The following is a 24856-nucleotide window of genomic DNA, read 5'->3' on the forward strand; positions in this document are numbered from 1 at the left end:
AGCCATCATGTCAGCCCTGCTCCAGCCGTTCGAGCTGTTTCTTGACCGAGTCGGTGCCCAGCGGGCGGGTGAATCCGACCCGGCCCGGCCGGTTCGCATAACCGGTCACCTTGATCGGCCCGCACAGCGTGCACCTGGCCTCCAGCATCTTGCCCTTGGACACCACCAGCCCGACGTGCCCGGGGCTGTTGGCGCGCGTACCGGGCCCGGCATTGAAGTACACCAGGTCACCGGGCTGTTCGTCGCCGTCCTTGACGCGAACACCGAACGGCCATTGGACGAACGTCGTGCGCGGAATCGTCAGGCCCGCGTTGCGGTAGGCCATGTAGATGACGCCCGAGCAGTCGAACGCGTCGGGGCCCGTGCCGCCCCAGCGGTACAGCTTGCCGCGCTGCGCCAGCGCGTAGTCGATGATCTTCTTGACCACGTCGCCAGGAGCCGCGTCCACGAGGGTCTGGTCGCACATCGGGTCGGCCTCCGGCGGGCGCTTGACCTCGCCGTCCTTGGCGTACCCGCGGGCGATGGCCAGCACCTGGTCCACGTACCACCAGGCGCGGTTGTAGGTGAACAGCGCCCGGCGCAGGTCTTCGGGGGCGCCGTTGCGCTTGAGCATCTTGGCCGCGCCCAGGATGGCGTCGGCCGGGTTGTAGATGTCGGCCCAGCCGTCGCCGTCGCCGTCGGAGGCGTACCCGTTGAACTGCGACGGGATCTTGATCTTGGACTTGCCGCCCCAGGTGCTGATCAGGAACTGCATCGGCCCGGCCGCGCCCGCCGAGTTCGTCCCCTTCTGGACACCGGGGAGGCGGGACCGGCCGTGATCGGTCTCCCGCTTGCCCACCCCGGCCAGGACGTTCCACTGCACGCCGATCTTCTTGCCGTGCTCCTTGTACAGCTCCAGGTACTCGGCGGGGATGTCGGAGGACGCCGTCCCCGACTGGTCCTCGTCGCCCTCGGAGACGGGCTCCGAGCAGTCCGGCATCGTGCCGCTGCCCCCCAGGATCGAGGGGAACGTGCTCATCAGCATCGGCGCGATCACCAGTGTCATCAGAACCAACCCCGCCACGCAGACTAAGACCGCGATCCGGGCACGGGAGGTGTTCATGTCACCCCCTCCGGGACGGTGTTCGGGTCACCTTCCTGTCCGGCGGCGGCGGGTTGCAGGTCGTGCACCCGCCAGTCGCCGCCCACCTGGACGAGCGTGACGGCGAAGTCCTCGCTGCTCTGGGACGGTACGTTCCGGACCGTGACCTTGCGGGAACCGGTCACGACGTAGGTCACGGACGTCTCGTCGATCTGCCTGATCTGCTTGACGGTGGCCGAGCCCTCGGAGATCCGCTGCTCGGCGATGCTCTGCTCGATGACGCCGGGGGCGGCGACCGAGCGGGCCAGTTCGGCGCCCAGGTCGGCCGTGGTGAACCCCTTGAGGCGGTCGGCGTAGGCGCCCTGCGCCTCGTCGAAGCGGAACGTGCCGTAGGCCGCGGTGAACCGGCGTGCCACGTCGGCGGTGGCGGCCAGCTCCTCCTTGGTCATCGGCAGGTAGGTGTAGATGTCGAAGGGGGCATCGCTGGCGGTCGCGAGCGGCGGGCGCGGCGTCACCGGGGGCACGCTCGGCGTGCGGCCGGGCTCGTACCTGCCCGTGGCCGCGGGCTCCTGCTCGCCGCCCGGCCACATGGTCAGGTACACCCCGACCAGCGCGAGCACCACGACCAGCGCACCGAACACCAGCTTGCGCCGGTCACCTGCTGGGGCCATCCGTCAGTCCTTGTCGTGCCGTGACGGCCGTAGCCAGAACGGCACGTCCGGCTCATCGCCCGAACGGCCGCCGCCGCCGGACAGCCACAGCGGCGGGGCCTCGGCCCGCCGCCCCCCGTCGCCTCCGCCGCGCGCGGCCGGGCCCCTGCCCGAACCGCCCGCCGAACCACCCGAGCGCCGGGACGCGCCGCCGTTCCCGCCGAACAGGCCGCCACCGCTCGAACCACCACTGCTCGAACCGCGACCGCTTGACCCGCCGTTGCTCGACCGGCCGCTGCCGCCGCCGCCGAAGAGGCCGCCGCCGGACCGGCCGCCCGATGTACGGCCCGCGGACCCGGAGCCCGACGAACCGCCGCGCGCCCATCCGCCGCCGGACCGGCCGCTGAACCACCCGCCGCGGCCACCAGAGCCGCCCGAGCCGCCCGAAGTGCCGGAACCCGACACACTGGGCGTGCCGCCGGTCCGCCCGCCGCGCACCGGCGTGCCCGCCGGCCGCTTGCCGGACAGGTCGAGCGGCGGGGCGGAGCCGGTGCGCGGCAGCGTCGTACGGGACGTGCCCGCCTTGCGCCGCGCGCCCGCCGAACCCTCGGTGTCCAGGGGCGCGGGCTGGCCCGCGACCGGCACACGGGTGCCGGAGGCGCCGCCCTGCGCCGCGCCCTCCTCGCCGCGTACCTTGCCCTGGGCGACGGCCGCCGCCGCGGCCGTGGCCGCGCCGCCGCTCGCCATCGCCGCGGCCTGGATGAGCGGCTCGGCCTTGCGCATCCCCCAGCGCCCGACCCGGTAGCCCGCGACCGGGGGCAGCACGTTGGCCGCCCGCGACAACGACGGCGCGGACGCCGCCTCGCCGAGCATCCGGGTGGTGAGCGTGTGCCCGTCCATCGAGGCGAACAGGTGCTGGAACGGCCTTCGGTAGAAGAACACCGCGATGGTCAGCAGCGCGATGAACAGGATCTGCATGCCCCACGGCATGGCGGTGGAGATGATCAGCGCGTACCCGTACACGAGCACGCCGAGGACCAGCGCCAGCACCGCCTGCCGCAACAGCGTCCCGATCACCATCTCCAGCCAGCGCAGCGCGATGATCCGCCCCGAGCCCGGATGCACGCCGATCAGCAGGAAGATCGGCGCCAGGATCAGCAACAGCAGGAACCCGACCTTCAGCACCAGCAGCGACACCGCCACCAGGAAGATCAGCAACCCGGCGACCATGGCCGCGATCAGCGCGCCCAGCGAGATGCCCAGCCTGCTCGTCCAGTCATGGCCGCTGAGCAGCGGGTAGATCGAGGTGCCGTTGAGCTGCTTGACCACCTCTTCCTCGTAGCGCTTCTGGTGCGCCGAGGCGGCGGGCTGTTTCTCGGCCAGTTGCTCCTGCCGGTCGATGGCCTGGATGTCGAGCATGAGCGCGCCGAAGTCGCGTACGACGGGCGCGTTGGGGTCGGCCGTGCCGAACATGCCCATCAGCCACGGCTTGCAGGCCAGCGTGGACCACAGGGCGTCGGCGTTCTGCTCGACGCCCGCCGTACCGCCCTGGCCGTAGCCGCCGGACTGCGGCATGGCCTGCGTGGCGGGCGTGCCCTTGGGCGGCAGGCAGGACGCGCCGCCCGCGCCCGGCAGCCCGCTGAAGGCCGAGTTGACCACCTCGGCCGTCTTGTCGGTGACGACCTTGCCCACGCCGGTGAAGTCGCCGGGGCGGCTGAAGAACCACACCGCGACGGTCACCGCGAGCACCATCCAGATGACGCCCTCGGCGGTGGTCGTGGCGCGCTTCCTGATCAGGCCGTACCAGGCCAGCCAGATCGCGCCCAGGATGACCAGCGGGCGCAGGTAGGGCCAGTACATCGCGTTGGCGAGGTTGGTGACGACGTCGTCGACCACGTCCTTGATCGACTGGAGCGGGCCCTCGGTCGCGGCGGCCTGGTAGGTGGTGATGGTGAGCCGGTCCACCGCCTTGGCCAGCGTGAAGATCATGTTGGACCAGGCGTTGCCGAGCACCGCCACCACGTCGTCGCAGCCCAGGTCGTGGGTGTGCCAGTACAGGCCGGCCATGCCGTACGCGCCGTAGTTGGTCTGCGCGCCCGGCTCGGGCGGCGGCGGCGGAGCGGGCTGCGGGGTGGGCGCGGGGCCCTGCCCGACGGGCGGGACGCCACCGGGCGGCGGGGGCTGGAGCAGCCCGTCGACACCGCCGCCGACGATCTCGGGCGCGAGATCGGGCGACAGGTCGCAGATCGGCACCGCCGCCGACGCGGTCGTGGGCACGGCGAACGGAACCGCCACTAATCCGACGAAGGCGATCAGCGCGATGCCGACCGCCTTCCGGATACGCCGTCCGCGCCGCGCCTTCCGGCCGGGTGCGCCGGGGGCCTTACGGGTGCGCCCGAGCAGTCTCCTGCCTCTGGTCAGGACACTTGCGAGGACACCCATCACCGGCCCCTGCGAGGGGACACTCATGACCGAACCTCCCGCGCCGCCGTCTCCGGCCTGCCGATTTCCTCTGGATCATGCCCGTTCTGGCCGGGCTTATCGTGTGTCGGATTCGTGTCAAGCCAGCGCAGCAGCTCTTCCGAGATAAGGTCCACCCCGATACGGCCCGCGCGGCCGTCCAGATCCCGGAAGACGCATTCGCCGTTGCCCAGCGAGCGCAGCACCGCCTTGTGCTCCTCAAGGGGCTCCACCCCGAGCAGCGACATGACGTGATCGACCTCGACCCGCTCGGTGGAGCGGAAGGCGAACACGGAGGAAAGACAGTTGGTGACCTGCTCGTTCAGCAGGTCACCGGCATTTTGGGAGACGAGCACCAGCGCGGTGTTGCGCGACCGGCCCATCCTGCTGACCTCGGGCACCAGCTTGGCGCCCTCAGGTGTGGAGGTGATCGCCCACGCCTCGTCCAGGAAGATCGCCTTGGGTGCGCGGCGGTCCAGCCCGTTCATCAGGCGGCGGGCGAACTGCGAGACCAGGTAGAGCAGCGCCACCGAGAGCCGCTGCTCGTAGGAGTAGTCATCACGGGCCGTGGTGACATCGGGCAGGGTGAGCCCGCCGAGAGTGAAGACCGTCGTCCAGCCCTCGGGATCGACCTGGTCACCGCCCGAGGGGTCGAAGCACAGCCGGGCCAGGTGCATCTCCGACATCGACCGCAGCACCGCGCCGAGGTTCTTCGAGGCCGGGTCGTCGGCCTGCTCCAGGTAGTCGACCACCTTGCCGAGCGAGGGGTCCTCGCCGTTGGACACGGCGGCCACCGCCTGGATCATCGCCGACTCGCGCTCCTCCGACATCCGGGGCAGCAGCAGCCGCAGCGTCTCGGTCGCCATGGTCTTCTTGGCCGCGATGTCGTCGCCGAACGAGAACGGGTCGAGCAGACCCGGCGCGGCCGACCCCAGCGGGATGATCCGCGCCTTGCGGCCCCGCGCGCGCAAAAGCTCGACCAGCGACTCGGCGTCGCCCTTGGGGTCGATCACCGCGATCGTCACCCCGCGCAGCGCCATCTGGTAGATCAGCAGCAGCGCCAGCGTGGTCTTGCCGCCGCCCGGCTCACCGGTGATCGCGATGGCGGTCGGGCGGTTGCGCGCCGCCGCCACCAGCGGGTCGAAGTGCACGATGCTGCGCGCCCTGCCCACCGACTCGCCGATGTACGGCCCGGCCCAGCCCGCGCTGGTCTCGTCGATGCGGTCGCCGACATCGACCGTCGCCACCGCCATGCCGCCCGCGATCGTGCGCAGCGGCTGCCGCTGGGCGTAGGCGTTGACGCGTACCCGCTCCCCCGGCAGCGCCTCGCAGAACAGCGAGAACTGGTCGCCGGTGGAGTTGACGATGTCGATGCCCATGTCGCGGTAGTGCTCGATGACCGCGTCCACCCGTTGCAGGCAGACCTCCTCGGTCGGCGCGGCGACGATCAGCCGGTGCCAGCCGTACACGAACGGCAGGCGCTCCTTGGTGATGCCGTGCTCCAGCATCCGCGCCGCGTCGATCTGCTCGGCCAGCGCGATCGGGGCCTCCGCGCCCGCCTCGCGGATGTGGATGTCCATGTCGCGGGCGTGCGCGAGCTTGCGCGCGACGTCCTTGCTGGCCTTGACCGGCGGGATCAGCCGCATCCGGCTGGACAGCTCCACCGGGAACGGGAGCTGGTCGGCGAAGTGGCTCCACGGCTCGCCGTCCGGGAACGGCATCAGGTCGGGGAACCTGGCGAAGGACAGGTGGGCGACGTAGGAGTCACCGGCGGTCTGCTCGATCCGCAGCAGCGACCTGCCGTTGTGGATCTGGCCCTCGACCAGCGCCTCGATCTCGCCGCGGCCCCAGCGCCGCTTCGGGCTCGCCGACGGCGGCGGGTCGCCGAGCGCGCCGGTCGCGGCGTGCTGGAACAGCCAGGCGATCTCGGTGGAGGTGGCGTGCCTGGCGTACAGGGCGCTGGCGGCCAGGGCCCTGCCGAGGCGTTCGGCCTGTTCGGTCCACTTGGTGATCTCGCCGTCGGGCACGTTGTCGTCGTCCAGGCCGAGGGCCTTCTCGCCGCGCTGGTAGTAGCCGAAGAGCTGGGCCAGCACGCCGGTGCCGAGCTGCGCGCCGCGCGGGCCCAGGCGTACGCCGAGGTAGACCTCCTTGGACCAGAAGTCCTTCGCCCAGACGTGGCCGTACATCTCCTCCAGGTACTCCCGCCAGCCCGCGCCCTCGTCGGAGGTGGCGTTGAGGGCCATCGCCCACTCGGCGGCCGGGTAGGCCCGGTGCGCGACCCGCAGATGGACCTCGGCGTCGGACATCCGGATGGCGGCCAGCGCGATGGTGATGTTGGTGGCCAGCGCCTCGCGCTCTTCGGGGGTGACGAACTCGTAGTTCACGGTGGGCAGCCGGAAGTAGGCCCAGGCCGCCGAGTCGGTCAGCAGCACCCGATCATCGAAGTACCGTACGGCCAGGCGGCTGCGGGCCCGGGCCGATCGGCCGCTCATCGCCCGCCCGCCATCGCGTGTCGTACCGCGATCCGTCCCACGGTCACTGCGCCACTTCCTCCTCGCTCCGCTTGCCCTGGTTGCCCTGGTCGCCGGTGTGCGGTGGGACCGCGAAGCCCGCGACCACCACGCCCGCCAGCGCCAGATAGGCCCTCCGGCCGGCCGCGCGCATCCGCTCCGGCTCCATCGGCCCGCTGCCGCCCGGGGCCAGGTCGTCCTCCCAGGGCACCCGGACGATCGCCCGGCAGCGCCCGCGGGCCACGGCCTCGGCCTGCTCCACGGCGGCCATGCTGCGCCGGCTCACGCCGTTCACCACCATGACCGCCCGGCGGCGCAGCTCGGCGCAGCCGTGGCCGTCCAGCCACTCGTAGGTCATCGCGACGGCGTCGGGACCGTCCTCGCTGGCCGGTACGACCAGGACGAGCTGGTCCGCGTACGGCAGGAAACGCGCCGCCAGCGCCGCGGCCGGATCGACCACCACCAGCCGGTAGTAGTGGTCGAACATGTCCATCGCCTGGCCGATCCGCTGGTCGGAGAACAGCGTGCGGTCCGCCATCCGCTGCTCGGCCCCCGCGTCGGTGTCCGCGCCCACCACTTCCAGGCCGGACGGCGTGCGGGTGGTGTAGGCGCGCATCCCGAGGTAGCCGCCGACGTCGTCGAGACCGGCCAGCAGCGAGCTGAGCGTCTCGGGGGAATCGGCCTGGATCTTGCTGGTCAGGGTGTGGTCGCCGAGGTTGGCGTCGAGGGCGAGCACGCCGTCGTCGCGGTGCATGGCGAAGGCGTGGCCCAGCATCAGCGCCGTCGTGGTCTGCCCGGCGCCGCCCGTACAGCCCAGCACGACCACGCGGCGGCTGCCGTTGAACACGGCCCTGGCGCGGGCCTCGTCGATCTCCGAACCGTCCGTACGGCTCCCGCCGGAACCGATCACGACCTGCGCGAGCCGCCGCCAGCCGCCGCCGGAACCGTCCCGGCCGACGACCGACTCGACCCGGCGTACCTTTCCGCCGCCCTCGGTGGGGGGCGCGACGGGGACCGGCGCGGGCGGCTCCTGCACGGCCCTGATCGAGACCCGCGGCTGCCCTTCCCGCTGCCCTTCCTGCTCGGCGGCCTCCCTGAACGGCCCCTGACGGCCTTCGCGCTGCGGACCCTGGCGCTTGGGGCCGGGGAGCGCGGGTACGCCGTTCTCCGCGGCCTCCCGCCCCGCGGGACCGCCCTCGACGCCACGCCCTGCGGCCCGCCGCCGCGCGGCCGCCTGCCGTTCTGTCGCCTCCCGCGCCGCGGCCTCCCGCTCGGCGGCCTCCCGCCGCGCCCGCTCCCGCGCGGCGGCGGCCTCCCGCTCCACCCGCTGCCGCCGAGCCCGCTCCAGCGCCGCGACCTCCTGCCGCCGCACCGCCTCAGCAGTCACACCCTCCCGCTCAACAGCCTCCCGCTCAGCCCGTACGCGAGCGGCCTCCCGCTCCGCCTGCTCCCGGGCCGCGACCTCCCGCGCTTCCCGCTCAGCCTCTACCCGAGCAGCAACTTCACGCTCCGCCTCGGCCCGTTCCTGCTCAGCCTGTACGCGAGCGGCAGCCTCCCGCTCCCGCTCAGCCGCCTCACGCTCCGCCTGCTCCCGGGCCGCGACCTCCCCGGCTTCCCGCTCAGCCTCTACCCGAGCAGCAACCTCACGCTCCGCCTGCTCAGCCCGCTCACGCTCAGCCTCTACGCGGGCGGCAGCCTCCCGCTCTGCCTGCTCAGCCTCTGCCGTCGCAGCGGCCTCGCGCTCTGCCCGTTCGGCCTGTGCCTGCTCAGCCCGTACGCGGGCAGCAGCCTCCCGCGCCTCTTGGTCCGCCTGCTCCCGCGCTTCCTGCTCAGCCTCTGCCCGCGCAGCGGCCTCACGCTCAGCCTGCTGCCGGGCAGCGGCCTCTCGCGCCTCGCGCTTCTGCCGGGCCGCCTCCAGCGCCGCGAGCTCCTGTTCCTGCAGTTCCCGCTCGACCTGCTCTCGGGCGGCAGCCTCACGTGCCGCCTCATCCCGAGCAGCGGACTCCTCCTGCTCATCCCGCCGAGCGGCATCCGGCACCCGCTCCGCCGACTCTGCGGCTACAGCCTCCGACCGCCCCGGCTCGACCTGCTCCCGCTCTTCCGCGCCCCGCTCCGGCTCAGCCTGACCGTGGGCGGCGGCCTCCTTACCCTTCCCGGCCGCGTGTCGGCGTGCACGGTTCGGTGCGGCCGGGGTCGGGGGCTCGGGTGCCGTCCCGTGCTCCTCCTGCTCAGCCTTGACCTGGGGAGTGGGCTCCGCAGGGTCGGGGGGCCAGACGCGGCGAGCGTCCGGGAGTGGGGGCTGGCCGCGGCGGTGGCTGGCGCGGGCCGATTCGCCGGACTCCGGCGTGGACTCCTGCTCGCCCCCGCCGATCCCGCTGTAGGCGGCCTTGCCCGCCCCGCCGTACGAGGACGACGACGAAGGGTCACCGCCACCGGGCCCCTCGACGGACGCGGCGAGCCTGCGCAGGCGGCGCAGCGCGTCCGCCCCGATCGGCGCGACGGGAGCAGCCGGTTCACGGCGCTCGACCGAAGGCGAAGGCGAAGCCGAAGCAGAAGCAGCAGCAGCAGCAGCGCCAGACGAATCCGCCGAACCGCCGTTCTCGGCCCCCGCGCCGGACTCGCGCAGCCCCTCCTCCGCCTCCTCACCACGATCGGGCACCACATGCAGCCGCCCTATCCGCCCACCCCCCAAAGGCGGCGCAGCCGGCCGCTCAGCCCCGTCCTGAGGGCCTTCGGCCTGAGCCTCCTGCCCCGGAGCGCGGAAGGCGACCGACGGCAGCGCCACCGACGCCCGGTCCGGCGGCGCGACCGCCGTGCCCGGGGACGGTGACAGGGCCGGGGCCACGCCTCTGCGCGGCGTACGGCCCGCGCCCAAAGCGGGTGCCTCACGCGTCCCGGACACCGCCGGTGCGGCCTCGGGCGCGACCGGCGCGGTGGAGGCCGCCGCGGCCGCTGCTGCCACGGCCGGACGTACCTGACGGGCCGGTGTGGCCCGCTGGGCCCGGCCGCGCGACTTGGCGGCGTGCCGCGCCTTGCGGGCGGCCTTGCCCTTGACCGGCTCGGGCAGCGGCGCGACCCGCCACACCCGCGCGTGGAAGACGATCTCTGCGGGCTCTGCGCTCGGCGCCATCCGGCACCAGGTACGCGGCTCGCCCAGGTAGCGGATCTGGGACTGCATCAGCTCGTTGAGCCGCTTGTTCTCGATGACCGGCCGGGTGGACAGCCAGGTGACGATGCCGGGCGGAACGAGGTAGACGACGTGCCACGGAGTCACGAAGTCCAGGCCGACCAGCCAGAGGAACAGCGACCAGGGCACGAGGACGCCCATGAAGACACCGATCCACACGATCGGAAGCGGCATCGGCAGCCGTAGGTCGTACAGCTTGTAGAGCCGTTTCTCGATACGCCAGATATTGGTATATGTGGGCAGGTCCACGCGCTCCTCCTCTCCGCACCTTAGATCCGTCGCGCTCGCGCGGGCAGTACTCTGCTCGCCTCACTCTCGTGTGCCGGGGGCCGCTTCATCCGCTTCATCATCAATGACCGCGGCGACCCGTTCTCAATCCTTCAATTGCCGATGCCCAGCGCGCCCGCGATGGCGCGGGCGGTCACCTCGATGATGTTGGGCACGTAGAAGATCACCCCGATCGCCACCGCGAGAATGATGAACTGAACGAACCTGGTGATTTCCCTGGTGAAGAGGAAGAAAAGCGCGACGACGGAGACGATCACCAGGAACAACGGCCCGAAGAACTGGCGCAGGAAGTCGGCGAGCCCCTGGGTGTCCACACCTGCGGGAGCGGCCGGCGAGGGCGACGCCGCCTGGAGTGGCAGCGTCGCGACGTCGATCGCGTGCAGCACAACGCTATGCAGACTCAATTCCTGTCCTCCCGGGGAGATGGATCGGCCACGGACGAGTGGCGTCGGACGGCGGCCATCATTCTCACCCCACGGAGCGGTCTGCGCCGCGGATGTCCTTCACGTACCATCGCTCGCCCTGCTTTTCGACGGTGAGCCGGTAGGACTGGACGAGCGTCCCGCTCCCCTCCGCGCCCCCGTTCGACGTCGGCTCGGCGGTCGGCGGCGCGGCGGGCACCAGGCCCCAGACGACGACGGCGGTGATGTCCCTGATGGTGCCGCCGGGCGGGACCACCAGGTCCTGGAGCTTGACGAAGGTGAAGGCCCCTCCGAAGCTCTCCAGCCTCTTGCCGGTCACATAGCGCTGCAGCGCGACGGTGTCGCCCTTGGCGTACGCCTCGAAGAACGCCCCCAGCTGCTGGCGCAGCTCGCCCGCGGTCGTCTCGTCACGGTCGGGCTCGGCCTCCTGCGGCAGGTCGGCCTTGGCGGGCGCGGGGAGTATGGCGGGTCGCTCGGAGACCACGAACCTGCCCTCGGTGTAGAAGACCGGCACCGAAAGGAGCATCCGCCGGTTGCCGGACTGGAAGATCAGGTTGACCTTCGCGTGCTGGGCGTCGGTCACGTCGACCCCGTACGGCTGAATGGCCCCGGCCGACATCTGGCCCGCGCCGTCCCATCCGAACTGCCCGTCAGAGGTGCCTTCCGGCAGGAACGGCGCCAGCCGCCCTGCTCTTTCCTGCGGCTGGGAGGCGTTCATATTGAGATATGCGGCGGCGAATTGATTGGCGAACGACGCGGCGCGGTCGGTGGGGAAACCGGTCCCGGCGGACGGCGCGGCCTGGCCGGACAGCGAATCGCCCTGGGTGAAACGCTCGAATGGCGCGCGTACGCCGTTGAACACGATGACGATGATGAGGGCCCACAGCACGGCGCGGCCAGCCCACACCAGCCACCGCCCACCGCCGCCGGCCCATCGGCCGCGCCGGGGGCCGCCGCGCCCGCGGGCGGCAGGAGTCTCGGTCCCGCCGGGGTCCGGGAACGCCGACAGCTCCTGATCGCCAGGGACCGAGGGGTCCCGGTGGACGATCGACCTTCGAGCCATCACGCCTCCGCTCGCGCCGATCCCCACGGCATGGCGCGGTGTCGTCTTACTCTCGATCCCGTTATCGGTGGTGAAGCAATCACCCTAGCGGCCCTGCCAATTGTTCCAGGAAAGCCACGCCCATGCTGCAGCCATCACCGTAACCGAGCAAACCGGGTGTTCGTCCCCGATGCCCCCGCATGAGGGGCTCTGCCCATCGGACAAAGCGGGTTATACCAGGCCAGAGGCCCCTTAATTACCTAACAGCTACGTGTTGCTGTCCCCACCGCTCCGGGACTGTCGCGACCTGCGCATATGTGGCCATTCAGCGACATCTTGTCACTGGTGCAGCACCGGAGCGCGTCAGGTGCGTCACACCTGACTCACACCGAATCGGTCTGGCAGCTCTGCGTACCGCCCGCGTCCGCGAGCCGTACGCCGAAGTCGTCCAGCTCGGCGGCCAGCCGGGCACTCGGCGGCAGCGCCCGCGGCAGGCGGGACTGCATTGCCGCGCCGAAGCCCGCCATGTGCACGATGTGGGCGATCAGCGCCTCCCGGTCCTCGGGCCACGGGAAGGACGGCTGGGCGATCAGCAGCGAGACGCAGCCGTGCACGGCCGACCACAGACCGAGGGCGAGGGTCTCTGGGTCGCCCTGGAGCACTCCCTCCCGCACGCAGGCCGCGACGGCGGCGACCATGTGGCCGAAGGCCGCGGCGGCGGCGGGGGGCACGCCCGGGCCCGCCGTGGGCCGCATCATCAGCACCCGGTACTGCGCCGGGTGGTCCAGGGCGAACCGCGCGTACGCCCGGCCGCAGCGTCCCAGGGCCAGGAACGGGTCACCGCCCCGGCTCTCGGCGAAGATCCGGCCCAGCTCGTCCCAGGCGCGCAGGCAGACGGCCTCGACCAGCTCTTCCTTACCGGCGAAGTGCAGGTAGACCGAGGGCGTGGTGACACCGGCCCGGACGGCGACCGCGCGGACCGTCAGCGCGTCCTCGGTGCCGGTCTCGGCGAGCAGGTCGCCGGCCGCGCACAGGATCTCCTCGCGCAGCAGCACACCCTCGCCGCGGCGGGCCCGCACTCGCCTCGTGGTCGCCATGCATACAGGTTGACGCCGTTAGGTTAACGATGTCAACCTGACTCCCGGAGGAAGGGGTCATATGTCGACATTCGGTGAGGCGACCGCGGTGTCCGCGCGCGGCGCGGGTCTCTACGCGGCCGAGTTGGATCCGCTGTGGGCGGTCGGTGTCCGGCCGCAGGGCGGCTACATGCTGGCCATCATGGGCCGGGCGGCCCTGGACGCGGCGGCGAACGACCGCCACCCGCACGTCACCTCGGTCGGCGCGACCTTCATCGAGCCGCCGGCCCCCGGCCCGGCCGAGGTCACCGTCGAGTTGCTGCGCTCGGGCCGTACGCTCACCCAGGCGCGGGCCCGCCTGTCCCAGGACGGCAGGCCCATGGTCGACGCCGTACTCACCCTCGGGCTGCTGGACGACTCCGGCCCCGAGTGGTCGGCCGTCGAGCCGCCGACCATCCCGCCGGAGGACGAGTGCTTCCTGGTGCCCACCGACCCTCCCGTGGCCGGGTTCACGATCCCGCTGATGGACGTGCTCGAAGAGCGCATCGCCCCCGGCGACCTCGCCTTCATGTTCGGCGCGCCGCGCCGCGAGGGCGTCACGCACTCCTGGCAGCGGCTCAAGGACGGCTCCGACTGGGACCCGCTGAGCCTCCTGGTCGCCCTCGACCCCGTTCCGCCCGCGTCCTACGACCTCGGCATCCCCGGGTGGACCCCGACGGTCCAGCTCACCGCGTACGTCCACCGGCTGCCCACGTCCGGCCCGGTCCGCGTACGGCTGGGCGCGACGGACCTCGGCGGCGACCGTATGCACGAGGTGGCCCAGGTCTGGGACGCCAAGGACCGCCCGGTCGCCCAGGCCATGCAGCTCGCCGCCGTACGCCTGCCCGGCCGATCAGTGGCCGCCACGGCCTGACAGGTACGTCAGCCCGGCCGTGACGGCCATCAGGGCCGCCGCCATGTACGGCAGGGCCGCCGCGCCCCACCCGGCCAGGCCGAGCGCCCCGACCGCCCCGGACAGGGAGACGGCGAGGTACACGGCGGACTGGTACAGCGAGGTCACCATCCCGGCGCCGTGCCGGGCCAGCGTGATCAGCAGGTGCTGCTGCGGCGTGGTGACCGAGAAGGACAGGAACCCGGCCACCAGCGTGGTCACCACGGCCGCCGCGATCGTCCCCCGGCCCAGCGGCATCAGGACGAAGACCACGGCCAGGATCAGCGTCACGGCGATGATCACCTCCCGTGGCCCGCGCCGGTCGGCCAGCTTCCCGGCGGCGAGGTTGCCCGCCGTACCGGCGACGCCGAAGGCGAGCAGCAGTACGGCCAGCAGCGCCCCACCCCCGGTGGCCGGGGCGAAGATCTCGCTGATGTACGTGTACGGGATGTAGATCCCGGTGAACGCCACCACCGTGGTGAGCAGCACCCCCAGCACCCGCCGGTCCCCCAGCGGGGCCAGGAAGGCGCGCAGGCCCGCGGTGGCCCCCGCGGCGACGGCGGGCAGGCGCAGCGCGATGGGCGGGACGGCGAGCATCCCGAGCGCGGTGACCAGCCAGATGGTGGCCCGCCAGTCCAGCCGGTCGCCGACCACCGTGCCCAGCGGCGCGCCCAGGACCAGCGACGACGTCATACCGAACATCACGATCGCGATGGCCCGGCCGCGCTCGCGCTCCCCGGCCAGCAGCGCCGCCGTCGCACTGGCGGTCGCGGTGAACAGCGCCGCGCCTGCGGCGGCGATGGCCCGCGAGACGAGTACGAGGCCGTAGTCGGGGGCGAGCGCGGTGATCGCGTTCCCGACGGCGAACACGGCGAGCGCGGCGACCAGTACGGTCCGCCGCGACCACGAGGCGGTGAGCACCGCGAGCACGGGGGCGAGCACCGCGTAGGCGATCGAGAACACCGTCACGAGCTGCCCGGCCGCCGCCACGCTGACGTGCAGCGACGCGGCCACAGAGGGCAGCAGCCCGGCGATCACGAATCCGTCCGTGCCGACCGCGAACGCGCCGAACGCGAGCACGGCGGCATGCGGACGCCACCGGACGGCCGTTGGGGTGAGTGAGCTGGTCACGAGGAGAAGCCTTCCGATAGCCATCGTTAGTTACGACACTCATCGTAATAGAAGTCCGATGGGTATCGTAGAGTGGGATGGTCATCGAAGGAGCGAGCATGGAGACCTGGCTGGCACAACCGGACCTCGACGAGATCGACGTCGGCACGGTCCTATCCGCCTTGGCCGACCCGACACGGCTGCAGATCGTGCGCCTGCTCGACGTGCTCGGCGAGTCCACCTGCACGGCCCTCGACCTGCCGGTCAAGGTCTCGACGGTGTCACACCACGTCAACATCCTCAGACACAGCGGCCTGGTCTCCACCCGCCTGGACGGCAACGCCCGCCCGAGCAGACTCCGCCGCGCCGAACTGGAACGCCGATTCCCCGGCCTGCTCGCCTCGATCCTCGCCGCCAAACCCCCACGCACCGGCTGACCCCTGCCCGTGCTTCACGGGGGCGGCTGTGCGGCCTACCTGGGCGACCTGGCCGGGCCCGCCCAGGCAGGCGTCCAAGACCCGGCGGGCCATCGGCCCCACCAAAGCCCAACGATCTTACCGACCTGCGTCGCCCCGGCCCCACGGCCGGCCACCACCAAACCGCCCCAACCAGACGCTCGGCCTATGCTTCCCCGCCCCCGCACTACACACGTCGCCCCAGTACGCGCTACCACCCACACCGGCACCCCGCCCAGTACGCGCTACCGCGCGCAATCGCCCTCGCTAACGCTCGGCCTTTTTCCCAAAGCCGGGCTCCGCCCGGCGCTACCGCCACCAGCACACCCCCATACCCACCAACCACGCCCAAGCCCTCAGAACCCATCCACACGGCCTTCGGACCATGACCCAGGCAAGTCCTCAACCTGCGCTCCCCTGCGAGATATCGTTCCTGCGTTAGTGACTGCATCCTCACAGTCGTAGAGAGGGCCACCGTCGCCGAATCGCGATACCCAGCCAGCGAGGTCATCGTTTTCGAACTAAATGAAATCGCCCCCACCGCCCGGAAAACCCGCAGGTCAACAAGTGTGCTCCCCGCACGCGCGGGGGTGATCCCGGTACTTTCATCTCCACTTTCGTTCTGCATTAGTGCTCCCCGCACGCGCGGGGGTGATCCTCATAGGTCGCAGCATAGGATGATCCAATGCCGGTGCTCCCCGCACGCGCGGGGGTGATCCAGCGGAGCGGGTTCGGGTGGAGGCTGAGGCGCGGTGCTCCCCGCACGCGCGGGGGTGATCCGCGGTCTATCGGATCGTCGCGCTGGAGATCGGCGTGCTCCCCGCACGCGCGGGGGTGATCCGCCCCACCGGGTTCCCAGAGTTGGCGCTCTAGGGTGCTCCCCGCACGCGCGGGGGTGATCCGCCCACCTCGACGACAACTCCGTCGATCCGGTGGTGCTCCCCGCACGCGCGGGGGTGATCCAGACGGGCGGCTGGTCCTCCCCCCCTTGGACGTGTGCTCCCCGCACGCGCGGGGGTGATCCCTGCCGATCGAGGGGGACGTCCACCCCAAGGAGGTGCTCCCCGCACGCGCGGGGGTGATCCTGCCATCAGCGTCTGGCATCCCACATCAGGCCCGTGCTCCCCGCACGCGCGGGGGTGATCCTTTGACCTTGAGATCGAGTGGGAGCTGTCCTTGGTGCTCCCCGCACGCGCGGGGGTGATCCGGACCTCCAACCTGAGCCGAGCGGTAGTTTGATGTGCTCCCCGCACGCGCGGGGGTGATCCTCGGGTAGGCGGCAGATGTGCAGCTACACCGTGGTGCTCCCCGCACGCGCGGGGGTGATCCGCTCGGCCACCCCATCGCCCGCCTCCCCGAAACGTGCTCCCCGCGTACGCGGGGGTGATCCCGCGCGGCGGATACGCCGAGGTGGCCTTGAGCAGTACGGCGGGTCGGTCATCTTCCCATCGGGAGCGAGGCATGGTCGACGATGCAAAGCGCACCATCACGGCGTCATCTGCCGGTACGGCATCCAAGTGGGCGCTATGCCAGGCTGTGCAGCACTCGCCGGGTCGGGTCGGCCGCCTTCGGGTTACGCAGCCGGTCGGTCACCAGGAAGCCGGGCAGTTCCCACCCTGCGGCGTGCTCCCGCTCGGTCAGCACGAATGTCCCGCCCTTTGCCGCAGGGTCCCAGCCCGCTGCCAGTGCGCGCGTCACGAGCGCCCGCACGTCGCGGGGAAGCGGATGGGCGACATCGGTCGTGCAGAATCCCCATGGCGACGGGCCGCTCGTGGACAGCAGGTCCGCCTGCAGGAGACAGCCGTTCTTTCCGCCACCCCACACCCGCAGGCGAAAGCCTCGGTGACAGTCAGTGGAGCCGGGGATGTGCCGGATATCGGCGGTCCAGGCGAACTCGCGGCCAGGCGTACGCAGCTTTCGCAATCTGCCCTTCATGCCACCGCCCTCCCGACCGGCAGGACCGAGCAGGCCACTTCGGTCAGGGATCTTCTATGCCCGAGATCCGGTACTTCCGCACCTCGGCCGCCTGGATCTGGACGGTCTGGTCTTCGTTCTGTCCCGCGCCGCGAAAGCGCTCGACATCCGTGTCGGACTCCCAGCGCTCGTAGACGTTGATCCGGCCGGGCTCGACCAGGTCGGCCGACAGCGAGAAGTCATGGCACCCAGGAGCCGCGCGGGCCTGTTCGACGATCTCGGCGCACCCGGCCAGGTAGGCGTCTCTGGCGTCGGCCGCGACGTACAGCCTCCCGGAAATGATGATCACGTGATCCCCCGATCCGCTACTTCACCCGGCAGCGAAAGCCAGCCCCCTGGCCGCCAGCTCCTCTTCGAGGATCCGGATCGCCTTGGGACCGACACCATGGATCTTCAGCAGCGCGGCCGGCGTCACCGTGGTGAGCTGATCGAACCGTGTGTAGCCGTGCAGGGCCAGCTCCCGCCGCGAGACCTTGCCCATCCGCTGCGGGTACTCGGTCTCCTGCGGAACATCTGCGGCGGACATCCGGCCCTCCCATCCATAAACGATCTTGAAGCCCTTCGAGTCTAATCGGCCGCACCGACAATTTCCGGTGCCCCGCGCACAGGCAGAGGAGGGCCCCGGGAATCGGGCCCCTCCTCGTGATCGTGACACCCCTACGGAAGGGGCCCCGTGACGCTCTCGATCCAGGGCCGGTGTGCGGCGGCGTCGGCGTAGATGCCCGCGCCCACCTCGCACATGGCGCTCATCCGGTTGAACACGCCGACCAGCTTCCAGGTACCGTCGCTCGGCACCAGCAGCGGGCCGCCGGAGTCACCCCTGCAGGGCCCGGCGAGATCATCCGGGTTGCCCGTGCAGAGTTCCCAGCCCGGCTTCACTGGACCGCCGGAGCCACTGCAGACGCTCACCGGTCGTATCGCGGAGTCGAGCTGCTTGAGCACATCGGAAGGCGAGCAGAACGCCTGCCACGAACTCGTACAACCCCACCCGATGAGCCGGGCCGGGTTCTCTTCCGCGGGGCTCGTGCCGATGCGGATGGGCGTGCCGGACACCGGCCGGTCGAGCTTGAGCAGCGCGATATCGCGTACGGCGGTGCCGTCGGGGTGCGGGACGATCTCGGTGACCGCGCGTACCGTGCCACCGCTGTCCCACCTCAGGCCGCCGACCCGCAGCCGGAGGTCCGCGGGCTGGTCGCCGTCGATGCAGTGACTCGCCGTCACCACCCACGAGGGCGCGATGAGGCTACCGCCGCAGAAATGCTTGTACGCGCCGTCCTCCACGGATTGGATGGAGACCATGAACGAATAGGGCGCGGGGGCGTTCGCGCCGCCCACGATGGCCTGTGCGGCCGGCGGGCCGGTCAGAACGAGGCCGATGGTCGAGATACAGAAGGCCAGGAATAACCCGAGTCTTCGCACGCGGTCACTTCTTTCATGTCGGAGGGTCGTGGTGGCGGGATCGATCCGCCAGGTAGGACTTCACAACCACAAAAGAACTGCGCGAACGACTCTTCACTGATCAGGTGTCCGGCGGACAGGCCATAAACTGCTCAGTTTCTGTCCGCAACGGGCGCAGGGGCAGGGCCAGCCGGTTCCGAAGTTCATCGGAGCGGGATGTCGGTTCCGCTCTCGCTTTCCGGCCGAGGTCCGAAGATGCGCCGGTCGGCTTCGGTGATGGCGACGTCGTTGATGCTCGCCTCACGGCGGCTCATCAAGCCGTGCTCGTCGAACTCCCACATCTCGTTACCGTGGCTGCGCCACCATTGACCGTCGGCGTCGTGCCATTCGTATTGGAACCGGACGGCGATGCGGTCCTCGGAATAGGCCCAGAGGCTCTTGCGCAGCGCGTAGTCCAGTTCGCGCGCCCATTTCGCGGTCAGGAAGGCGACGATCGCCTCCCGGCCCTCGATGAACTGATCCCGGTTCCGCCACACGGAGTCGGTCGTGTAGGCCATGGCCACGCGCCGGGGATCGCGGGTGTTCCAGGCGTCCTCGGCGGCCTGGACCTTCCGCAACGCGGTGTCCCAGGTGAAGGGCGGGAAGGGCGGACGTTCTTCGGGCATCACGACTCCCTATTGAGAACGAACGTTCTCCAGTTATGTCCACTACCCTAGAGAACGCACGTTCTCAACGTCAAGGAGGCCCGCGTGCCCGCCCCGATCACCGAAGAGCAGGAACGCCGGGATCGCGAAGCGCTCCTTGCGGCGGCGGAGGCGCTGTTCTATGCGCAGGGCGTCCAGGCCGTGGGAATGGATCAGATCCGGACGGCGTCCGGCCTGCCGCTGAAGCGGATCTATCGGCTGTTCGCCACCAAAGAAGACCTGGTGGTCGGCGTACTCCGGCGCCGGGACCAGCACTGGCGAGCACGTTTGTCCGCCTACGTGGACCAGGTCGCCGAACCACGCGCGCGGCTGCTCGCCGTCTTCGACTGGCTGGCCGGCTGGTTCGCCGAAACCGGCTTTCGCGGCTGCGCCTGGATCAACGTACACGGCGAACTCGGTTCCACCTCAGCGCCGATCGCGGCCGAGGTCCGGGCGCACAAGCAGGCGTTCCACGACCAGATCCACGCCTGGGCGCGCGCCGCCGGGCTGCCGGACTCCGAGCCGGTCGCCCTGCTCGCCGAAGGGGCCATCGTCACCGCCGGAATCACCGGCGACCCCGCCCACGCCCGGCACGCGCGCGCCGCAGTCGAAAAATTCCTCACAAACCCTGAATCGCCGAGCGCTTTCAGGAAAGCGGCCCGGTGATGCTTTCTATCCAGGTGCGGTGGGCGGGGACATCGGTGTAGATGCCCTTGTACTCCTGGCAGAAGGTGTCGTACATCCGGCTGAACGCGCCGAGCAGCCGCCAGGTGCCATTACCGCCAGGAACGAGCAGCGGCCCGCCGGAATCGTTCTTACAAGGCCCGGCCTGGGTCTCCGGATTTCCGGTGCAGATCTCGGAGGCGGGATCGATCGGGTTCTCCGCGGCGGCGCAGTCGCTCGCCGGCCGCACCGTGGAGTTCAGCCGCTGGAGCACTTCGGGAGGCGAGCAGAACGCCTGCCCCGGACTCGTGCAGCCCCAGCCGATGAGCCGGACCGTGCTCCCCTGGGCCGGACGGGTGCCGATTCGGACCGGGACATTCGCCAGCGGCCGATCGAGCTTCAGCAATGCCAGGTCATGCGCGTTCGGCGCGCCGCCCGGATACAGGACGACCTGGCTGACTCCGCGGGTACTGCCGCCGCTGTCCCAGTCCAGGCTGCCGATCCGGAGGGTGAGGTCTTGCGGCGCGTTCTCGTACTTCGCGACGCAATGGTAGGCGGTGACGACCCACGACGGCGCGACAAGACTGCCGCCGCAGAAATGTTCGCCACCGCTCTGCAGGGAGGTCATGAATGAATAGGGGCTCGTCGCGTCCTGCCCGCCGATGATGGCCTGTGCCGGCATGGCGCCGCCGAGTAAGACGGCGAGCGCGGAGACACAGACCGCGATGGCAAGCCTGAGTTTTCGCATGACACCTTCTTCTTCCGATGAATTCCGTGGACTGTCGTGGACTGTCGTGGACTGTCGTGGACCTTCGAGGTCTTCCGGCATTCGGGAGAGGGGGCCCGGCCACCGGCCGCTGGGGGCCGGCCAGGGCGGCCGGCGGCCGAGCCCGTCCATGGGGGAAAGAAAAGCGAAGGTGGCCTGGAAGGCTAGGGAAGCGGGCCCGTGATGCTTTCGATCCAGGGCCGGTGGGCGGGCACGTCGGCGTAAATCCCGGGGCCCTGGTCGCAGTACAGGGCCATCCGGTTGAACGCGCCGAGCAGCAGCCAGGCGTCACCGCTCGGGGCCAGCAGCGGCCCGCCGGAGTCGCCCCGGCACGGGCCGGCCTTGGTGTCCGGGTTGCCGGTGCAGACCTCCCAGACCGGATCGATCGGCCCGGCACCGGAGGCGCAGACACTGGACGACCGGATCTGTGAGTCGAGTTCCTGAAGTACGTCGGGCGGCGAGCAGGGCAGGCCCATCGTCGGAGTGGTGCATCCCCAGCCGATGAGCCGGGCCGGGCTCCCCTCGGCCGGACGCGTCCCGATCCGGATCGGCGCGCCACTCGCGGGCTCGTCCAGCTTGAGCAGCGCGATGTCGTACGTCTCCTCGCCCGCCGGATGCGGCACGATCTGGCTGACCCCGCGCGTCTCTCCGCCACTGTCGGTGTCCAGGCTGCCGATCCGCAGGTCGACGTCCGCAGGCTCGTCGCCCCGGACGCAGTGCGCCGCCGTCACGACCCACGTGGGCGTGATGAGACTGCCGCCACAGAAGTGGCCGTCCACCTCATTCTGGAGCGACACCATGAAGGAATAGGGATTGGCCGCATCCTGCCCGCCGATGATCGCCTGGGCCGGCAAGGCGGCACTCAGCGCGACGGCGAACGCGGAGATGCATAAGGTCACGAACAGCGCGAGTCTACGCATCGGCATCGTCTTTCGTGTCGGGGACATGGCAGGACCAGACCGGCCGGTCGTACGTCCTGTGGATCTTCACAACCACAAAAGCTCCGCACCGAGAATCCTTCATCAGATGGGCGCCAAAGGACAGTCCATTTCGCTGTTCATTTTCTGACCACATCCCCGGGGCGGCGACCGAGAGCAACGACCTGAATTGTGCTGCGATCAGATCGCGCAATATCGCGGCCCAACCCTGAATTCGGGGTAGCGCCTCTGCCACCTGCGATGACGGTTCGATATCAGATAGGGATGCCGAAGGCGTTAACGCCACGACAACGCTCTGTGACAGCTCTCGGATATGCAAGTCATCAGACACAACCCAGCGAAACCCTCAGAATGGTCACTCTGAGTGAATCGGTGGCGGTGAACGGCGCACGAGAGGAAGGATGAGAGAACAAGGGGAGAGCCTGCGGCCCCACCCGCCTTCGGCGAGAGGTACATCGCGACATGTCCGCAGATTCCACCGATTCCATCGATTCCACCGATCCTGCGGCCAACGAATTCGGCGCCCGCCTGCGCGAACTACGCGAGGCTCCCCCGTACTGGTCCCGATCCGACCTCGCCCGCCGTATCCGCGAGGCCGCGCATCCCGGCGACGAGATCCCCCACGTCGCAAGCCTGGTCGCCTCGATCAAGCAATGGGAGAGCGGGCAGCACATGCCGGGACGCAAGTACCGCCCCCTGCTCGCCCGCGCCCTCGGCGTCTCAGTACCGGACCTGTTCGGCACCGCTCCGGGCACCGATTCCGTAATGGACGACGAATTGGACGCACTCGAACTCGCCCGGAGGGTCGCGGCCAGTGATGTCGGTGCCGACACCCTCGACCGGCTCGAAGCGGCATTCGACGACCTCGCCACCGCCTATCAGGGGACGCCGCCGGGCGTACTGCTGGACCGCACCCGCCGGCATCTCGGCTACGTGGGGCGGCTGCTCGACGGCCACAAGACCCGCAAGACACTGGCCGAGCACCGGCGGCTCGTGGTGGCGGGCGGCTGGCTATCGCTCCTCGCGGCGACCTGCCACATTGACCTGGATCAGCGTGCCGCCGGGGCCGCGCGCCTGCGTACCGCCGCGCGGCTCGCGCGCGAGGCCGACCATGCGGAACTCGCGGCCTGGTGCCTGGAGACCCGGGCGTGGCAGGCGCTGACCCACGCGGACCACCGCGGTGCCCTCGCCCTGGCCCAGGCCGCGCGGGAGGCCGCGCCGCGCGGAAGTTCGGCCTATGTTCAGGCGACCGCCCAGGAGGGCCGCGTGTGGGCACGTCTCGGGGATGGGCCGCAGACCCGGAACGCCCTCACACGCGTCGCGCGGCTCGTCTCCCCGATGCCCGTACCGGACCGGCCCGAGCATCACTACCGGTACGACCCGGCCAAAAGCGACGCATACACCGCGACCACCCTGGCTTGGGTGGGCGACCCGGCCGCGGTGGAGTACGCCCGGGAGGTCTTGGCCCGGCTGGAGCACCGGCCACGGCGCGCGGCGTCCGCCCGTCTTGATCTCGCATTGGCCCTGCTCGCCACCGACGAGCCCGACGAGGCCGTGGCGGTCACCATGGAATCGATGGCGAGCGGCCGTCTCGTGCCGTCGAACCACTGGCGTGCCGCGGAGATCATCGCCGCCGTGGAGGCCCGGCGGCTCGCGAGCGCGGCCGAACTCCGCGACGCCTACCGGGAGTTCTGCGGGCGGTGACCGCCCCGCACCCTACTGTCAAGGTCAGGGTCAGGGTCAGGGCTCGGTGATGGAGAAGGTGTTGCCGTCGGGGTCGCGGAAAGCGAACATCGGTGGCACGCCGGGCCACGCGATGATCTCGTCGGCGTCGACGCCGGCGCCGGTGAGCGCCGCGTGCGCCGCCGCCGCGTCGTCGGTGGTGAAGCGGATGATGATCGAGCCGCGGGTGACGTCGCCGGTGGCCTTGTCCAGAGTCACGACGACATCGTCACTGCCGGGCGCCAGTTCGATCCACCGGCCGGTCGGGATCGGCATGTCGCGCACCACGGTGAAGCCGAGCGTGTCGACGAAGAACCGCAGCGCCTGGTCCTGATCGTTGACCGGCACGCTCACGGTCCGGATGCCGGTGATGACCTTCGCCGACGCGCTCATCGGGCGATCCGCTCGTCGAGGGTGACGGTGACGGTGTCGCCGGCCTGCTTGCCGATGCGGGCGCGGGTGTCGGCGGTGAACGCGAGCTTGTGCGTGCCGTCCCCGAGCGCCATGAACGAACCCTGGAAGGGCTCGCCATCGACCCGGCCCCGAACCTTCACCAGGCCACGAGTGCCGAAGAACTCGGCGGAGCCGGGCATCACGACATAGGTCCAGCCGCCCTTGCACGGGCTCTTGCGCAGCGTCGTGGTGAAGGTCTTGTCCAGTTTCGTATCGGTGTTGTGTAGGGCGGTCATGATTGTTCTCCTCCGTACATGAGCGAGCCGGGTGTGGTGAGTTCGGTGCCGGTCTCCAGCCAGGTCTTGAGCCCGGACAGGATCATCGGCCAGCCCCCGTAGAGGTGGGCGTCGGCGTCGGCGGCGAGCTGGTCGTGCCGGACGAGGAGCCGGCAACTGTCGCCGACCTGCTCGATCTCCCAGGTCACCCGGCTGGTGCCCTGGGCGGCGATGTCGTCGTCCCAGATGGCGTGGTACGTCTGCACGAGCCGCCGGGGCGGGTCGACCTCGATGTTCTCGCCCTCGATCAGCCCACCGGCCCCACGGTGGGTGACCCGGTACGCGGAGCCCGCCGTCCAGTCGGACTCCACCCGCGCGCCGAACTGGAACCGCGCCCGCGTCTCGGGATCGGTGATCGCCTGCCACAGCCGCTCCGGCGTGGTGCGGATGAAGATCTCGAACATCTTCTCCACCCGTTCCTCCAGATGTCGTTTCAGGTCGACGAGGCCGGCGGCCCACGTCTCGGTGTACTTGCTGACCCAGCGGTCGTGGATGATGCGGATCGGCACGGGGTTCAGGAAGTGCAGTTTCTCCCTTCCCCGCCGGTCCGAAACGACCAGGCCGGCCTCTTCGAGCAGCCGGAGGTGCTTTGCCACGGCCACCCTCGTCATCGCGAACCGGCTCGCCAACGCGTTGAGCGACTGCCCATCCCGCCGGAACAGCTCGTCGAGCAGTTCCCTGCGCGTCGGATCCGCCAACGCCTTGAAGACCAGTTCCACACGACTCACAATAGGAAACCTTTTGGTTTCATGTCAACCCGTGATCGGGTCGG

The 24856-nt window shown here is 70.6% G+C and carries 23 protein-coding genes and 1 CRISPR repeat array; of the genes, 4 read left to right on the forward strand and 19 right to left on the reverse strand.

The features are described from left to right. Positions 1-10 precede the first annotated feature (10 nt). The 8 genes from DP939_RS18965 to DP939_RS19000 form a co-directional block, all read right to left on the reverse strand. Complete coding sequence (locus tag DP939_RS18965; RefSeq protein ID WP_225878352.1) at positions 11-1045, reverse strand: C40 family peptidase; 1035 nt, start codon at positions 1043-1045, stop codon at positions 11-13. Between the two features lie 53 nt (positions 1046-1098). After that, positions 1099-1752, reverse strand: coding sequence for a hypothetical protein (locus DP939_RS18970; protein WP_113982052.1), 654 nt, complete (start codon positions 1750-1752; stop codon positions 1099-1101). Between the two features lie 3 nt (positions 1753-1755). Next, entirely contained in the window at positions 1756-4200 is a 2445-nt protein-coding gene (locus DP939_RS48725; protein WP_263972331.1) for a type IV secretion system protein, read from the reverse strand. Then, positions 4197-6683, reverse strand: a complete 2487-nt coding sequence (locus DP939_RS18980) for an ATP-binding protein (RefSeq protein WP_113982054.1) — start codon at positions 6681-6683, stop codon at positions 4197-4199. The genes DP939_RS48725 and DP939_RS18980 overlap by 4 nt, the downstream gene beginning before the upstream one ends. A gap of 43 nt (positions 6684-6726) precedes the next feature. After that, on the reverse strand, positions 6727-10137 hold the full coding sequence (locus DP939_RS48730) for a TcpE family conjugal transfer membrane protein (protein ID WP_113982055.1): 3411 nt from the start codon (positions 10135-10137) through the stop codon (positions 6727-6729). A gap of 131 nt (positions 10138-10268) precedes the next feature. Then, positions 10269-10535 carry a hypothetical protein gene (locus tag DP939_RS18990; protein WP_113982210.1) on the reverse strand — a complete coding sequence of 89 codons (267 nt, stop codon included), beginning with the start codon at positions 10533-10535 and terminating at the stop codon, positions 10269-10271. A gap of 109 nt (positions 10536-10644) precedes the next feature. Next, positions 10645-11661, reverse strand: coding sequence for a conjugal transfer protein (locus DP939_RS18995; RefSeq protein WP_113982211.1), 1017 nt, complete (start codon positions 11659-11661; stop codon positions 10645-10647). A gap of 362 nt (positions 11662-12023) precedes the next feature. Continuing rightward, complete coding sequence (locus tag DP939_RS19000) at positions 12024-12737, reverse strand: TetR/AcrR family transcriptional regulator (protein ID WP_113982056.1); 714 nt, start codon at positions 12735-12737, stop codon at positions 12024-12026. A gap of 61 nt (positions 12738-12798) precedes the next feature. Here DP939_RS19000 and DP939_RS19005 point away from each other — a divergent pair, with 61 nt between their 5' ends. After that, the gene (locus DP939_RS19005; RefSeq protein WP_113982057.1) at positions 12799-13629 is read left to right on the forward strand and encodes a thioesterase family protein; all 831 of its coding nucleotides are present in this window, start codon (positions 12799-12801) and stop codon (positions 13627-13629) included. Here the strand turns inward: DP939_RS19005 and DP939_RS19010 are convergent. After that, positions 13609-14778 carry an MFS transporter gene (locus DP939_RS19010; RefSeq protein ID WP_199565258.1) on the reverse strand — a complete coding sequence of 390 codons (1170 nt, stop codon included), beginning with the start codon at positions 14776-14778 and terminating at the stop codon, positions 13609-13611. The two genes, DP939_RS19005 and DP939_RS19010, sit on opposite strands and share 21 nt — an antisense overlap. Before the next feature lie 98 nt (positions 14779-14876). On the opposite strand from DP939_RS19010, the gene DP939_RS19015 reads away from it, so the two are divergent. Continuing rightward, the gene (locus tag DP939_RS19015) at positions 14877-15194 is read left to right on the forward strand and encodes an ArsR/SmtB family transcription factor (protein WP_199565259.1); all 318 of its coding nucleotides are present in this window, start codon (positions 14877-14879) and stop codon (positions 15192-15194) included. A 587-nt stretch (positions 15195-15781) separates the two neighbouring features. After that, positions 15782-16602: a CRISPR direct-repeat array (repeat unit 28 nt; unit sequence GTGCTCCCCGCACGCGCGGGGGTGATCC). A gap of 134 nt (positions 16603-16736) precedes the next feature. Here the strand turns inward: DP939_RS19015 and DP939_RS19020 are convergent. The 5 genes from DP939_RS19020 to DP939_RS19040 all read right to left on the reverse strand — a co-directional run bounded on the left by DP939_RS19020 (position 16737) and on the right by DP939_RS19040 (position 19249). Further along, complete coding sequence (locus DP939_RS19020; protein ID WP_113982060.1) at positions 16737-17147, reverse strand: integrase; 411 nt, start codon at positions 17145-17147, stop codon at positions 16737-16739. Positions 17148-17190: 43 nt separating this feature from the next. Next, a complete protein-coding gene (locus tag DP939_RS19025) occupies positions 17191-17475 on the reverse strand; it encodes a putative quinol monooxygenase (RefSeq protein ID WP_113982061.1) in 285 nt (94 codons plus the stop codon). A gap of 21 nt (positions 17476-17496) precedes the next feature. Then, positions 17497-17712 (reverse strand): helix-hairpin-helix domain-containing protein, encoded by a 216-nt coding sequence (locus DP939_RS19030; RefSeq protein ID WP_113982062.1) that lies wholly within the window; start codon positions 17710-17712, stop codon positions 17497-17499. 131 nt (positions 17713-17843) lie between these two features. After that, entirely contained in the window at positions 17844-18605 is a 762-nt protein-coding gene (locus DP939_RS19035; protein ID WP_113982063.1) for a S1 family peptidase, read from the reverse strand. 182 nt (positions 18606-18787) lie between these two features. Next, positions 18788-19249 carry a nuclear transport factor 2 family protein gene (locus tag DP939_RS19040; protein ID WP_113982064.1) on the reverse strand — a complete coding sequence of 154 codons (462 nt, stop codon included), beginning with the start codon at positions 19247-19249 and terminating at the stop codon, positions 18788-18790. Positions 19250-19333: 84 nt separating this feature from the next. Between DP939_RS19040 and DP939_RS19045 the strand changes: the two genes are divergently transcribed. Next, on the forward strand, positions 19334-19933 hold the full coding sequence (locus DP939_RS19045) for a TetR/AcrR family transcriptional regulator (RefSeq protein ID WP_113982065.1): 600 nt from the start codon (positions 19334-19336) through the stop codon (positions 19931-19933). Here DP939_RS19045 and DP939_RS19050 read toward each other — a convergent pair. Both DP939_RS19050 and DP939_RS19055 read right to left on the reverse strand, forming a co-directional pair. Further along, positions 19914-20759, reverse strand: a complete 846-nt coding sequence (locus DP939_RS19050; RefSeq protein WP_158578616.1) for a S1 family peptidase — start codon at positions 20757-20759, stop codon at positions 19914-19916. The genes DP939_RS19045 and DP939_RS19050 overlap by 20 nt on opposite strands. 101 nt (positions 20760-20860) lie before the next feature. After that, the gene (locus tag DP939_RS19055; protein ID WP_158578617.1) at positions 20861-21616 is read right to left on the reverse strand and encodes a S1 family peptidase; all 756 of its coding nucleotides are present in this window, start codon (positions 21614-21616) and stop codon (positions 20861-20863) included. A 480-nt stretch (positions 21617-22096) separates the two neighbouring features. Here DP939_RS19055 and DP939_RS19060 point away from each other — a divergent pair, with 480 nt between their 5' ends. After that, positions 22097-23338: a helix-turn-helix domain-containing protein gene (locus DP939_RS19060; RefSeq protein WP_113982068.1), complete on the forward strand. Its 1242-nt coding sequence runs from the start codon at positions 22097-22099 to the stop codon at positions 23336-23338. A 36-nt stretch (positions 23339-23374) separates the two neighbouring features. Here the strand turns inward: DP939_RS19060 and DP939_RS19065 are convergent, their stop codons facing one another. Genes DP939_RS19065 through DP939_RS19075 form a run of 3 tightly spaced genes read right to left on the reverse strand, consistent with a single transcriptional unit; the run spans position 23375 to position 24812 of the window. Continuing rightward, positions 23375-23749, reverse strand: a complete 375-nt coding sequence (locus tag DP939_RS19065) for a VOC family protein (protein WP_113982069.1) — start codon at positions 23747-23749, stop codon at positions 23375-23377. Next, positions 23746-24045 (reverse strand): DUF1905 domain-containing protein, encoded by a 300-nt coding sequence (locus DP939_RS19070; RefSeq protein ID WP_199565260.1) that lies wholly within the window; start codon positions 24043-24045, stop codon positions 23746-23748. The genes DP939_RS19065 and DP939_RS19070 overlap by 4 nt, the downstream gene beginning before the upstream one ends. Then, positions 24042-24812 carry an ArsR/SmtB family transcription factor gene (locus tag DP939_RS19075; protein WP_225878353.1) on the reverse strand — a complete coding sequence of 257 codons (771 nt, stop codon included), beginning with the start codon at positions 24810-24812 and terminating at the stop codon, positions 24042-24044. The genes DP939_RS19070 and DP939_RS19075 overlap by 4 nt, the downstream gene beginning before the upstream one ends. Positions 24813-24856 lie beyond the last annotated feature (44 nt).

This window comes from Spongiactinospora rosea, from assembly GCF_003315795.1.
GTDB classification, from domain to species: Bacteria; Actinomycetota; Actinomycetes; order Streptosporangiales; family Streptosporangiaceae; genus Spongiactinospora; species Spongiactinospora rosea.